Source organism: Agromyces molybdatiresistens (assembly GCF_052748445.2).
Map to the genome: position 1 here is coordinate 1,468,353 of NZ_CM188258.1, position 13,063 is coordinate 1,481,415.

The window sequence follows — 13,063 nt, forward strand, 5'->3', positions numbered from 1 at the left end:
GTGATCGTACGTGGTCGTGCTGGTCGGGATCGGGCGGGTCGGCGTCGGGCTCTCCGGCCGTGTCGCGACGGGCCCGCTGGTCGTGCGCGGCGTCAGAAGCGGCCTCCGCTCCCACGTCTCGAGCGCGTCGCGGACCCGCCGAAGCTGCCGGGCGACCGGCGTCCGCCGCCGAAGCCGCCGCCGAATCCGCCTGAGGAGCGCCCGCCGCCGAAGCCGCCGCCGCCTCGCCCGCCACCGAGCATCGAGTCGATGAGGATGCCGCCGAGAACCGCCCCGAACAACTCGCCGCCACCCGCTCCGCGGCCGGTCGGCGCTCCGAACCCACCCGCGGACGCACCGCCGAATCCGCCGACGTCCTGCTGGGCGAGCGACATCGCCTGCCCGGCGAGCTGGTCCGCGCGCTGCGCGACGCCGAGCGCGCGAGCGGGGTCCGCCGCGGCGAGCGACTGCGCCTCGACGACGAGCCGGCCGGCCTCGGCGAGCCGGGTCCGGGCCTCGGCGCCGATCGCGCCGCGCCGTGCGACCAGGTAGTCCTCGGCGGCCTGCACGCGCGAGCGCGCGGCCAGCAGGGTGCGGTCGAGGTCGGCGCGGGTGCGCTGCGCCTGCACGGCGGCGTCGCGGGCGCCCTGGATGGCGGCGTCGATCTCCCGGTTGACGTCGTCGAGCCGCGCCCGGAGGTCGAGCGGGGAGCGCCCGGCGCGGGCGAGCTCATCGCGCAGCCCGGTCGCCTCGGCCTCGACCCGGTCGGCGAGCGGTCCGAGCGCCGTGTCGGGCATTCCGCGGGCGGTGCGAACGTCGGACTCGAGGTCGTCGACGCCCGCTGCGACGGCCCGGTCGCCCTCGGCGAGATCGGTCGCGAGGCGTTCCACCGCGGCGGCGAGCAGGCGGGCCTGGTCGGCCGCCTCCTCGGCGGCCCGGATGTCGACGGCGGCGGCGCCCGGGTCGTCGCGGCCGATCGCCGCTGACGCCTCCGACGCCGAGTCGCGCGCGAAGCCGATGCGCGCCCGGGCCTGCTCCGGGTTGTCGGCGACGGCGGCCAGTGCTGCCGGCGCGTACTGCGACGACAGGGCCTGCAGGCGCGCGGCGGCGGGTCCGACGGCCGCCTCGGCCGAGCGGATCGCCTCCTCGACGCGGGCGAGCGCCTGCGGCGCGTTCTGCTCGAGGGCGCGCAGCGCGTCGAAGTGCTCGGCCTGCGCGTCGAGGAGCCCCTCGGCCTCGCCGGTCAGACGGAGGATGTCCGCGTACCACTCGCGCTGCTGCGCCTCGGTCTCGGGCTCGTGGTCGTCGAGTCGCTGCTGCACGCCGAACGCCTCGCGCACCTTCTGCCGCGCGGCGGTGAGCGCCTCGCGGAATCCGGACGTCGCCTCCTCGCCGTAGGACGCGACGGCGAAGCCGAGCTCCTCCTCGCTGGTCTTCAGCGCGTCGTCGGCGGCGATGAGCGCGCTGCCGACCTGCCGTCGGAGTTCCTCGACCGGCACCGCCGCCGGACCGGCCGCGTCGCCCGCGGCCCGGTCGCGGGAGCGTCGGCGGGCGAGCACGACGGCCACCACCACGGCGACGGCCGCACCGACGAGCAGCAGGATCCAGAGCCATCCGATCCCGCCGCCGGAGCCGCCGCCGCCGATGGCCTCGGCACCCGCGATCGCCGCGGCCGCCCAGTCGCCGTCGCGGAGGTGGGGCTCGATCTCCCTGACGGCGATCCGATCGACCTCGTCTGCGGACAGCGACGCGTCCTCGGCGGCGGACAGGTGGTACGCGCGACCGTCGATCGCGACCGCGAGCAGGTAGTCCTCGCTGCCCATGTTGTTGTCGTTCGCGGTCTGGGTCGCCCAGGTGCCCGCGTCAGCAGGGTTCTCGAACTCGCTCACGTACGCCACGAAGAGCTGCCGTCCGCTGCGGTCGGCGGCGTCGTCGATCGCCGCCTCGACCTCGGCGGTCTCGGCGGCGGTGAGCGCTCCCACCGTGTCGACGACGGGGCTCGGGCCGAACTCGACGGGCTCCTCCGCCAGCGCGGCGACGGGCGCCTGGATCAGGGCCAGTCCCACGAGCAACGCGAACGCGATCGAACCCCCGCGAACCGACCGCATGCGACAGTGCCCTTCCCCTCGGAGCCGATGTCTGGAGTCTATTGGGGCGTTCCGACGGGCGTCCACGTCTCCGGGCGGACGCCCAGCCGACGGCCCGACCGGGCGGTGCGCCGGCCGGCGCGCGACCCCGACGGCGGCGATGGGAGCGACTCGGACGCGGAGACGGAACGAGCCCGGACCCTCAGCTGGCTGAGTGGACCGGGCTCTTCACGACGTGCCCCCGGAGGGATTCGAACCCCCGACCTACGGTACCGGAAACCGGCGCTCTATCCCCTGAGCTACGGAGGCGCACAGCAGGAGACATTACCACCTGACCGGAGTCCCCGGCGCACGCGCGGAGCCGTCGGGAACCGCCCGTCGTCCGGGAACGACTCAGCCGGCGACGTTCGCGATGACGTCGGCGACGAGGGTCTGGGCGTCACCGGGCTCGAGCAGCGCGGGCGACTCGATCACGATCCAGTAGCCGTCGGTGAACACCTGCGCCTGCCCGGCGCCGCCGGACTGGCGGAAGAAGCCCTCGACCTGGGGCGGCGTGCCGTACGTCGGCACGGCGTTCGAACCCATCGCCGCGTCGCCCACCTGCAGTTCGTAGGCGTGCTCGGGCAGCGTGGCCACGCCGACCTCGATGACCTCCCCGCTCGTCTGGTTGCTCCAGCCGCACGCGGTGCCGGACGCGTCCACGACCTCCGTGATCGTCGTCGCCGACGGCGAGTAGTCGGGAGCCGTGCCGTAGTTCGGGTTGAACGCGTACACCTGGTCGGCCGTGAGGATCTCGTCGCACGCCGCCTCGAACGGGATCGGCTCCTCGGTCGGCTCGGGTTCGACGGTCGGCTGGGCGGGCGCCGTCGCCGCCGAGGACCCGGTCGCGGCGGGCGGCGCGGTCGTCTCCGTCGGCCCCGCCGAGGGGTCGGTGCACGCGGACAGGAGCAGCGTCAGCGCGGTCGCCCCGGTGAGCGCGAGCGCGGCCGGGCGGAGGCGGGGGCGGGGGGCGTTCGGGCGGGGCATGCGGGAAACGATAGCAACGCCGACCGGTAGGATCTTCGAGTGACTCCCGCCGACCTCTCGCGTGCCCTGTACGACCTCGTGATCGCCCTGGTCGCACGACGACGCGAGGCGGGGTCCGAGGTCGAAGCGAGCCTCGCGCCCGAGGCGGTGACGCTCGAGCGCCCCAAGCTCCGCGAGCACGGCGACTGGGCCTCGAGCATCGCCCTGCGCATCGCGAAGCCGCTCGGTGCGAACCCGCGCGAGATCGCGGCCGAGCTCGCCGCCGGGCTCGCCGAGGTCGACGGCGTCGCGAGCGCCGAGGTCGCCGGCCCGGGCTTCATCAACATCCGGCTCGACGCCGCGGCCGCGGGCGCGCTCGCGAAGACCATCGTCGAGGCGGGCGCGGCGTACGGCCGCGGCGACTCGCTCGCCGGCCGCGTGATCAACCTCGAGTTCGTCTCGGCGAACCCGACGGGTCCGCTGCACATCGGCCACACGCGCTGGGCTGCGCTCGGGGATTCGATCGGCCGCGTGCTTCGCGCCGCCGGGGCGAGCGTCGCGAACGAGTACTACATCAACGACGCCGGCAACCAGATGGACAACTTCGGCGCCTCGGTCATCGCGGCCGCCAAGGGCGAGCCGACGCCCGAGAACGGCTACCCGGGACAGTACATCGCCGACCTCGCTGCACGCGTGCTCGAGCGCGAGCCGCACCTGCTCGAGCTCGACGACGAGGTCGCCCTGCACACCGCGCGCGAGATCGCGTACGAGCTCCAGCTCGCAGAGATCCGCGCCTCGCTCGAGCGCTTCAACGTCCACTTCGACGTGTGGACGAGCGAGCGCGCGCTCCACGCGAAGGACGACGACGGGGTCTCCGCGATCGACGCCGCGGTCGAGCGCCTCAGGGCCCAGGGCCACGTCTTCGACGAGGGCGGTGCGGTGTGGGTGCGCACGACCGACTTCGGCGACGACAAGGACCGGGTGATCCGTCGCGCGAACGGCGTCTACACGTACTTCGCCGCGGATGCCGCGTACTACCTCGACAAGGGCGACCGCGGGTTCGAGCACAAGGTGTACCTCCTGGGCGCCGACCACCACGGCTACGTGCACCGCCTGAAGGCGCTCGCGGGCGCCGCCGGAGACGACCCCGAGCGCGACATCGAGGTGCTCATCGGCCAGCTCGTGAGCATCAACGGAGCGAAGCTCTCCAAGCGCGCGGGCAACATCATCGAGCTCGACGACCTGCAGGCCTGGCTCGGCACCGACGCGCTGCGCTACACGCTCGCGCGGTACCCGGCCGACTCGCCCCTCGCGATCGACCCCGAGGTGCTCCAGCGCCGCGGCAACGACAACCCCGTGTTCTACGTGCAGTACGTGCATGCGCGCACCACGCAGCTCGCGCGCAACGTCGCGGAGGCGGGCGTCGACCGCACGGCGTTCGCGCCGGAGCTGCTCGAGCACGAGACCGAGTCGGCGCTCCTCGGCGCGCTGCAGGAGTTCCCGCGGATCGTCGCGCGCGCCGCCGAGCTGCGCGAGCCGCACCGCGTCGCGCGCTACCTCGAGGAGCTCGCCGGCCTGTACCACCGCTGGTACGACAACTGCCGCGTCCTGCCGCTCGGAGACGAGCCGGTCACCGACCTGCACCGCACGCGGCTCTGGCTCAACGACGCGACCGGCCAGGTGATCCGCAACGGGCTCGACCTCCTCGGCGTCTCCGCGCCCGAGCGCATGTAGCGTCGCCTGCATGACTCCGCGCGATGCCGAGACCGTGCCCGTCGACCCGGTGAGGGGGGCGGATGCCGCGGCGCGGCGCCGTTCGGACGGGAAGGCCGGCGTCGTGGTGCTCGTCCTGCTCGCCGTGGTCGCCGCGCTGCTCGTGGTCGTCGAGACCGTGGGCCGCGGGATCGCCGAGCGCAACGTCGCCGATTCGATCGAGCAGTCGCTGCCCGAGGGCGTCGAAGGCGAGGTCGAGGTCGAGATCCGCGGCGTCTCCGCGCTGTGGCAGGCGATGACCGGCAGCATGGACGAGATGGTCGCGACCGCCCCCGACCTCGACGTGTACGGGGTCCCGGTCGACGTGACCGTGACGGCGTACGGCGTGCCGCTCGCCGAGGGCGGGACCCTCGAGCGGGGCGAGGCCGAGGCGTCCGTCGATGGCGCGGCCGTCGACGAGATCGCCGCCGCCCAGGGCATCCCCGGCGGGCTCGAGCTCGGCGAGGGCACCGTCGCCTACGACGGCGAGATCACCTTCCTCGGGCTCCCCATCGGCTTCTCCGTGACCGCCGAGCCGGAGGCCGCGGGCGACCGCGTCCTCCTGCACCCGGTCGCGGCCGAGATCGATGCGGCGGGCGGCAGCATCGACGCCTCCGGCCTCGTCGATCGGATCCTCGGCGGCGACCCGTTCCCGATCTGCGTCGCCGACCGGCTGCCCGAGGGCGTGGACGTGTCCGGCATCGTCGTCGAGCCCGACCTCGTGACGGTCCGGCTCGAGGCGAGCGGGCTGCCGTTGGCGGAGGAGACGCTCGCCACGACGGGCACGTGCGGCTGAGCCGGCGGCCCGCCGACCGCGCCGTCGTCGCGCGCGTCGTCGGGTGTCGTCGCCGATTCGGCCGGCGCGGCGGGCGTCGGTAGACTCGCGGTACGCCGCCCCACAAGGGCGGTCCGCACCGAGGCTTCAGGAACCGATCCGGGTTCGCTCGCCGTCCGAGCGATCCGTCGTTCCATCGTCCGTGAGGGTTCCCCGTGTCATCCAGCGCTTCCGTCCCTGCGCTGCGCGGCGCGCCCGCGGACCCGAACGCGCTCGATCCGAAGGTCTGGCCCGAGGGCGCGCACCGCGACGTCGACGGACGCCTCGTCGTCGGCGGTGTCGACGCCGAGACCCTCGCCGAGCGGTTCGGCACGCCGCTCTACGTCGTCGACGAGCAGGTGGCGCGCTCCCGTGCGGCCCGCACCCGCGCCGCGTTCGAGCGCGCCGCGGCATCCGTCGGCACCTCGGCCACCGTCTACTACGCGGGCAAGGCGTTCCTCTCCGGCGCGATCGTGCGCTGGATGACCTCGGAGGGCCTGTCGATCGACGTCGCGACCGGAGGCGAGCTCGCCGTCGCGCTCGCGGCCGGAGCCGAGCCGGCCCGTATCGGGTTCCACGGCAACAACAAGTCGGTGCGCGAGATCGAGCGGGCCGTGGCCGCGGGCGTCGGCACGATCATCATCGACAGCGAGCTCGAGGTCCGGCGAGTGGCGGATGCCGCGGCTCGCGCCGGCCGGACTCAGCGGGTCCGCCTCCGCGTGAACTCCGGCGTGCACGCGTCGACGCACGAGTTCCTGGCGACCGCGCACGAGGACCAGAAGTTCGGCATCGCGCTCGCCGACGCGGTGCGCGTGGTCGGGGACATCCGCTCGCACGACTCGCTCGACTTCGTCGGACTGCACTGCCACATCGGATCGCAGATCTTCGACGCCGCGGGCTTCGCGGAGTCGGCCGAACGCCTGCTCGCCGTGCACGCCGAGCTGTCGGCGGCTGCACCCGTGCCCGAGCTGAACCTCGGCGGCGGGTTCGGCATCGCCTACACCGAGGCCGACGAGCCCGCGCCGATCGAGGAGATCGCCGACGGCATCGCCCGCGCGGTCGCGGAGACCTGTGCACGACTCGGCGTGCCGGTGCCGCGGCTCGCATTCGAACCCGGCCGCTCGATCATCGGTCCGGCCGGGGTGACCCTCTACACGGTCGGCACCGTCAAGCCCGTGCCGACCGACGAGGGGTGGCGGCACTACGTCTCGGTCGACGGCGGCATGAGCGACAACATCCGCACCGCGATGTACGGCGCGTCGTACACCGCGCGGCTCGCGTCGCGGACCTCGGGCGAGCCGGCCGCGCTCGTCCGCGTCGTCGGCAAGCACTGCGAGTCGGGCGACATCGTCGTGGACCACGACTGGGTGCCCCACGACGTCGCGCCGGGCGACCTGCTCGCGGTCGCCGCGACCGGCGCCTACTGCTGGTCGCTGGCCTCGAACTACAACCACGTGCCCCGACCGCCGGTCGTGGCCGTCTCCGGCGGCGCCGCACGCGTGATCGTGCGCGGCGAGACCGAGGAGGACCTCCTCGCTCGCGACGCCGGACTCTCCGACCACGACGATGACGCACATGGAGTCACCGCATGATCGAATACCGTTCCATCCGCGTGGCGCTGCTCGGCGCCGGCTCGGTGGGCTCGCAGGTCGCCCGGCTGCTGCTCGAGCAGGGCGACGAGCTCGCCAGTCGCATCGGCGCCAGGATCGAGCTCGTGGGCATCGCGGTCCGCGACGTCGACGCCGCGCGCGACGTGGACCTGCCGCGCGAGCTGCTCACGACCGACGCCGAGTCGCTGATCCTCGGCGCCGACATCGTGATCGAGCTCATGGGCGGGCTCGAACCCGCGCGCTCGCTGATCCTCACGGCGATCTCCTCCGGAGCCGACGTCGTCTCGGGGAACAAAGCGCTGCTGGCGACCCACGGGCCCGAGCTCTTCGCCGCCGCCGAGCAGGTCGGTGCGCAGCTGTCGTACGAGGCCGCCGTCGGCGGCGCCATCCCGATCATCCGGCCGCTGCGCGACAGCCTCGCCGGGGACCGCATCGACCGGATCCTCGGCATCGTGAACGGCACGACGAACTTCATCCTCGACCGGATGGACACCACGGGCGCCTCGCTCGAGGACGCCCTCGCGACCGCGACCGAACTCGGCTACGCCGAGGCCGATCCGACCGCCGACATCGGCGGCTACGACGCCGCGCAGAAGGCCGCGATCCTCGCGAGCCTCGCCTTCCACACGAGCGTCCCCGTCTCCGCGGTGCACCGCGAGGGCATCACGGGCGTCACCGCCGCGCAGGTCGAGTCGGCCAAGCGCGCCGGCTACGTCGTGAAGCTCCTCGCGATCTGCGAGCGCCTCGCCGACCCCGAGACGGGGGAGGAGGGCGTCTCGGCCCGCGTCTACCCGGCGATGGTGCACCGGAGCCATCCGCTCGCCGCCGTGCACGGCGCGAACAACGCCGTCTTCGTCGAGGCCGCCGCGGCGGGCCCCCTCATGTTCTACGGCGCGGGCGCCGGCGGCGTGCAGACCGCCTCGGCCGTGCTCGGCGACCTCGTCGCGATCGCGCGCCGGCACGTGCTCGGCGGACCGGGCACGGCGGAGTCGACGCACGCGGAGCTGCCCGTGCTCGACATCGGCCGCATCACGACCCGCTACGCCATCACGATCGAGGCCGCCGACCAGCCGGGCGTGCTCGCGACCATCGCGCACGTGTTCGCCGACCACGGCGTCTCCGTCGGCGAGCTCGAACAGACCATCAACGACGAGAACGGCCGGGCTACGCTGGTGATCGGCACCCACGAGGCGCGTGAGTCCGCGCTCGCCGAGACGGTCGCCGCGCTCGCCGACAGCCCGGTCGTGACCTCCGTCGCATCCGTCATCCGAGTCGAAGGAGCAGAGTGAACCACCAGGCAACGAAGGCGCCGTCGCGCCAATGGCGCGGCGTCATCCGGGAGTACGCCGATCGCCTCGACGTGACCGACGCGACCCCCGTCGTGACCCTCGGCGAGGGCGGCACGCCGCTCCTGCCCGCGCCCGCGCTCTCGCGCCGCACCGGCGCCGACGTCTGGGTCAAGTTCGAGGGCATGAACCCGACCGGTTCGTTCAAGGACCGCGGCATGACGATGGCCGTCACGAAGGCCGTCGAGCGTGGCGCGGAGGTCGTGATCTGCGCGTCGACCGGCAACACGTCGGCCTCGGCCGCGGCGTACGCCACGCACGCGGGCATCAAGGCGGCGGTGCTCGTGCCCGAGGGCAAGATCGCGATGGGCAAGCTCAGCCAGGCGATCGCCCACGACGCGCAGCTGATCCAGATCCAGGGCAACTTCGACGACTGCCTCGACATCGCGCGCGACCTCGCCGAGAACTATCCCGTGCACCTGGTGAACTCGGTGAACAACGACCGCATCGAGGGGCAGAAGACCGCGGCGTTCGAGGTCGTCGAGGTGCTCGGCGACGCCCCCGACCTGCATTTCATCCCCGTCGGCAACGCCGGAAACTACACGGCGTACACGCGCGGCTACCGCGAGGACATCGAGGCGGGCAACGCCACCAGGCTCCCGCGCATGTTCGGCTTCCAGGCGGCCGGTTCGGCGCCGCTCGTGCGCGGCGAGCCCGTGCGCAACCCCGAGACCATCGCGAGCGCCATCCGCATCGGCAATCCGGCGTCGTGGCACCTCGCGCTCGAGGCGCGCGACCTGACCGACGGCTACTTCGGCGCGATCGAGGACGACAAGATCCTCGAGGCGCAGCGCATCCTCTCCGCCGAGGTCGGCGTCTTCGTCGAGCCGGCGTCCGCGATCAGCGTCGCCGGCCTGCTCGAACGGGCCGAGGCGGGGCAGGTCCCCGCCGGAGCGAGGGTCGTGCTCACGGTCACGGGGCACGGCCTCAAGGACCCGCAGTGGGCGCTTCGCCGACCCGACGGCTCCGAGGTCGCGCCGATCGTCGTGCCGGCCGACACGGCGCACGTCGCAGAGGTGCTGGGGCTCGGCGCATGAGCGCGGCCGCCGCGGAGGCGGCGACGCAGGCGACGGCCGGCGCCGGCGACCTCCTCGGGCGGAAGGTGCACGTCAAGGTCCCCGCGACCTCGGCGAACCTCGGTCCCGGCTTCGACACGCTCGGACTCGCGCTCGCCCGGTACGACGAGCTCGAGATCGAGGTCATCGGCACGGGGCTCGAGATCGAGGTCCACGGCGTCGGCGAGGGCGACGTGCCGCTCGACGCGTCGCACCTCGTCGTGCGTGCCATGGCGCACGCGTTCGCGCGCTTCGGTCGCGACCTGCCAGCACTCCGGCTCGTCGCGCACAACTCGATCCCGCACGGTCGTGGCCTCGGCTCGTCGGGTGCGGCGATCGTGGCCGGCGTGATGGCGGCCAAGGGGCTGCTCGCCCCGGAGGTCGAGGTCTCGCCCGACGAGCTGCTCGAGCTCGCCACCGAGCTCGAGGGCCACCCCGACAACGTCGCCCCCGCGCTGTTCGGCGGCCTCACGATCGCGTGGGTCACGCCCGAGGGTCCGCGGCACAAGAAGCTCATGGTGCACCGGGGCGTGTCTCCGCTCGTCCTCGTCCCCGAGCACGAGATGTCGACCGCCCTCGCCCGGAGCCTCCAGCCGCAGTCGGTGCCCCACGAGGACGCCGTCTTCAACGTCTCCCGCTCGGCGCTGCTCGTCGCCGCGCTCATCCAGAGCCCGGAGCTGCTCCTCGCGGCGACCGAGGACAAGCTGCACCAGAACTACCGTGCCGAGGCCATGCCCGAGACCGACCGGCTCATCCGGCGCCTGCGCGGGGCGGGGCATCCCGCCGTCGTGTCGGGCGCGGGGCCCTCGATCCTGGTGCTCGCCAGCGACCCGGCCGAGCGCGCGGACGCCGCACGCCTCGTCGAGGAGACGGCGGAGACCGCGTGGCAGGCGCTGCCGCTCGCCGTCGACTTCCTCGGGGCGACCGTGACCCCGGCGGCCGACGACTGACCGTCGCGCCGACCGGCATCCCGCCCCGGGATGCCGGTCGGGACGAGCCCGTCGCGGCGTGGCGCGTGGTCGGAGGGCGCATCGCCGAGTGCTAGACTGAAGCCCGCACCCGGTACGCGCTGCACCACTCGCGTCGTCGCCGTTCGGTGCGATTCCCGGCATCTCATGCTTTCGCCATCGCGCAGATCTGCGCCTCGTGCGCACGTCTGCGACGTGCCGCGATCAGCTCTCCTGGCCAACCCCAAGTGCCTGGCCAGGGGAAAGGACAAATCCCAGTGACCAACGGAACCGACCACGCAGAGCGCGTGGACGCCGCCCGCCTGTCGACCATGAAGGTCGCCGAACTCCAGGAGCTCGCCTCCTCGCTCGGCATCGCGGGCGCCTCCAAGCGCCGAAAAGGAGAACTCGTGGAGTTGATCTCCGCCCACACCGACGGCACCGCGACCGCCGAGGCCGACGACGTCGTCGCGCCCGCCGTCGAGCCGCCCGCCGCCACCGAGGCGCCGGCGGAGGCCGCAGCAGCGCCGGCCGAGGCAGCCGAGCCGGTCGAGGCATCCGCCCCGCTCGCCGACGCACCGACCACCGAGGCTCCCGTCGCCGAGGCGCTCGTTGCCGAGGCGCCCGCCGAGCCCGTCCGCCGCGGCCGCCAGCCGCGACGCGCGACCAGCGCCACCGCCGCAGCGGCCCACGCGAACGCCGGCACCGCCGGCGTCGACCTCGTGCCCGCCGACGCACCCACCGTCGAGGTGACGGACGCCGAGACGCAGGGCGCCGACGAGAAGGCCGCCGAGGCGCCCGCGGCCGCCGGCGCGTCCGACGACGACGCCCGCGAGGCCGCCCGCGCCGCAGTGCGCGAGCAGCTCGCCGCCGCGACCGCCGCCGGTCGCCAGGGCGAGTCCGACGACGCCGGCCGGGCCGAGTCCGAGGGCAAGGGCGAGCAGCCCGCCCAGGAGCAGCGCCAGGGTCGCAGCCGCAACCGCGGCCGACGCGGCGGCGCCGACCGCGGCGAGACGCAGAAGCCCGAGCAGCAGGGCGGTCGCAAGGCCGACGAGCAGGCCGAGGGCGACTCCGGCCGCCAGGCGGAGTCCGACAAGGGCCGTCAGGGTGCCGACGCCGACAAGGGCAAGGACCAGCAGGGCGGCCGCGGCCAGCAGGGCCGTGGCGAGCAGCGCGGCGACCAGCAGCAGGCCGACGGCGAGGGCGGCGGCCGCCGCAACCGCTACCGCGACCGCAAGCGTCGCGGCCAGGGGCAGGGCGACGAGGTCGAGCCCGAGATCCTCGACGACGACGTGCTCATCCCGATCGCTGGCATCCTCGACGTGCTCGACAACTACGCGTTCGTGCGCACGACCGGGTACCTCCCCGGTCCGAGCGACGTCTACGTGTCGCTCGGCCAGGTGAAGAAGTACCACCTGCGCAAGGGCGACGCGGTCGTCGGCTCGATCAAGCAGCCGCGCGAGGGCGAGGGCAGCAGCCGCCAGAAGTACAACGCCCTGGTCAAGATCGACTCGGTCAACGGCCAGACGGCCGACGAGGCCGCCGCGCGCGTCGACTTCCAGAAGCTGACGCCGCTCTACCCGCAGGACCGTCTGCGCCTCGAGACCGAGCCCACGAAGCTCACGCAGCGCATCATCGACCTCGTCGCGCCGATCGGCAAGGGGCAGCGTGGCCTCATCGTCGCGCCACCGAAGGCCGGCAAGACGATCGTGCTGCAGCAGATCGCGAACGCGATCGCGATCAACAACCCCGAGGTCCACCTCATGGTCGTGCTCGTCGACGAGCGCCCGGAGGAGGTCACCGACATGCAGCGCACGGTGAAGGGCGAGGTCATCGCCTCGACCTTCGACCGTCCGGCGGAGGACCACACCACGGTCGCCGAGCTCGCGATCGAGCGCGCGAAGCGGCTCGTCGAGCTCGGCCACGACGTGGTCGTGCTCCTCGACTCGATCACGCGCCTCGGCCGTGCCTACAACCTGGCCGCTCCGGCATCGGGCCGCGTGCTGTCGGGCGGCGTCGATGCGTCGGCGCTCTATCCGCCGAAGCGCTTCTTCGGCGCGGCGCGCAACATCGAGAACGGCGGCTCGCTGACGATCCTCGCCACCGCGCTCGTCGAGACCGGCTCGAAGATGGACGAGGTGATCTTCGAGGAGTTCAAGGGCACCGGCAACTCCGAGCTGCGCCTGTCGCGCCAGCTCGCCGACAAGCGCATCTTCCCGGCGGTCGACGTCAACGCGTCGTCGACGCGTCGCGAGGAGATGCTGCTCTCGCCCGACGAGGTCAAGATCACCTGGAAGCTCCGTCGCGCCCTCGCCGGGCTCGAGCCGCAGCAGGCCCTCGAGGCCGTGCTCGGGCGCCTGCGCGAGACGCAGTCGAACACCGAGTTCCTGCTCCTCATGCAGAAGTCGGCGCCGGTGGGCGGCAACGGGAACGGACACGGGCACGGCCACGAGTCCGATCACCGCTGA

At 73.6% G+C, this 13,063-nt stretch carries 9 protein-coding genes and 1 tRNA gene; 7 read left to right on the forward strand and 3 right to left on the reverse strand.

The window, feature by feature from the left end:
• Positions 1 to 92 precede the first annotated feature (92 nt).
• From ACULK2_RS06680 to ACULK2_RS06690, 3 genes are all read right to left on the reverse strand, one after another.
• A complete protein-coding gene (locus tag ACULK2_RS06680) occupies positions 93 to 2,087 on the reverse strand; it encodes a TPM domain-containing protein (protein ID WP_445969306.1) in 1,995 nt (664 codons plus the stop codon).
• Positions 2,088 to 2,302: 215 nt separating this feature from the next.
• A tRNA-Arg gene (locus ACULK2_RS06685) sits at positions 2,303 to 2,375 on the reverse strand.
• Positions 2,376 to 2,459: 84 nt separating this feature from the next.
• Positions 2,460 to 3,092 (reverse strand): iron ABC transporter ATP-binding protein, encoded by a 633-nt coding sequence (locus ACULK2_RS06690; RefSeq protein WP_445969305.1) that lies wholly within the window; start codon positions 3,090 to 3,092, stop codon positions 2,460 to 2,462.
• Positions 3,093 to 3,131: 39 nt separating this feature from the next.
• Between ACULK2_RS06690 and ACULK2_RS06695 the strand changes: the two genes are divergently transcribed.
• From ACULK2_RS06695 to rho, 7 genes are all read left to right on the forward strand, one after another.
• Positions 3,132 to 4,805 carry an arginine--tRNA ligase gene (locus ACULK2_RS06695; RefSeq protein ID WP_445969304.1) on the forward strand — a complete coding sequence of 558 codons (1,674 nt, stop codon included), beginning with the start codon at positions 3,132 to 3,134 and terminating at the stop codon, positions 4,803 to 4,805.
• Positions 4,806 to 4,815: 10 nt separating this feature from the next.
• Positions 4,816 to 5,619 carry an LmeA family phospholipid-binding protein gene (locus tag ACULK2_RS06700; RefSeq protein ID WP_445969303.1) on the forward strand — a complete coding sequence of 268 codons (804 nt, stop codon included), beginning with the start codon at positions 4,816 to 4,818 and terminating at the stop codon, positions 5,617 to 5,619.
• Positions 5,620 to 5,813: 194 nt separating this feature from the next.
• Positions 5,814 to 7,229 (forward strand): diaminopimelate decarboxylase, encoded by a 1,416-nt coding sequence (gene lysA / locus ACULK2_RS06705; RefSeq protein WP_445969302.1) that lies wholly within the window; start codon positions 5,814 to 5,816, stop codon positions 7,227 to 7,229.
• Positions 7,226 to 8,536 (forward strand): homoserine dehydrogenase, encoded by a 1,311-nt coding sequence (locus ACULK2_RS06710; protein WP_445969301.1) that lies wholly within the window; start codon positions 7,226 to 7,228, stop codon positions 8,534 to 8,536. Before lysA ends, ACULK2_RS06710 begins: the two co-directional genes overlap by 4 nt.
• The gene (thrC, locus tag ACULK2_RS06715) at positions 8,533 to 9,630 is read left to right on the forward strand and encodes a threonine synthase (protein WP_445969300.1); all 1,098 of its coding nucleotides are present in this window, start codon (positions 8,533 to 8,535) and stop codon (positions 9,628 to 9,630) included. The genes ACULK2_RS06710 and thrC overlap by 4 nt, the downstream gene beginning before the upstream one ends.
• Complete coding sequence (gene thrB / locus ACULK2_RS06720; protein WP_445969299.1) at positions 9,627 to 10,598, forward strand: homoserine kinase; 972 nt, start codon at positions 9,627 to 9,629, stop codon at positions 10,596 to 10,598. Before thrC ends, thrB begins: the two co-directional genes overlap by 4 nt.
• 329 nt (positions 10,599 to 10,927) lie before the next feature.
• Positions 10,928 to 13,063, forward strand: a complete 2,136-nt coding sequence (gene rho, locus ACULK2_RS06725; RefSeq protein ID WP_445969450.1) for a transcription termination factor Rho — start codon at positions 10,928 to 10,930, stop codon at positions 13,061 to 13,063.

Coding starts and splice junctions, on each gene's coding strand:
- ACULK2_RS06690 (WP_445969305.1), bottom strand. CDS start 3,092: ATGCCCCGCCCGAACGCCCCCCGCCCCCGCCTCCGCCCGGCCGCGCTC.
- ACULK2_RS06700 (WP_445969303.1), top strand. CDS start 4,816: ATGACTCCGCGCGATGCCGAGACCGTGCCCGTCGACCCGGTGAGGGGG.
- rho (WP_445969450.1), top strand. CDS start 10,928: ATGAAGGTCGCCGAACTCCAGGAGCTCGCCTCCTCGCTCGGCATCGCG.
- thrB (WP_445969299.1), top strand. CDS start 9,627: ATGAGCGCGGCCGCCGCGGAGGCGGCGACGCAGGCGACGGCCGGCGCC.
- ACULK2_RS06680 (WP_445969306.1), bottom strand. CDS start 2,087: ATGCGGTCGGTTCGCGGGGGTTCGATCGCGTTCGCGTTGCTCGTGGGA.
- ACULK2_RS06710 (WP_445969301.1), top strand. CDS start 7,226: ATGATCGAATACCGTTCCATCCGCGTGGCGCTGCTCGGCGCCGGCTCG.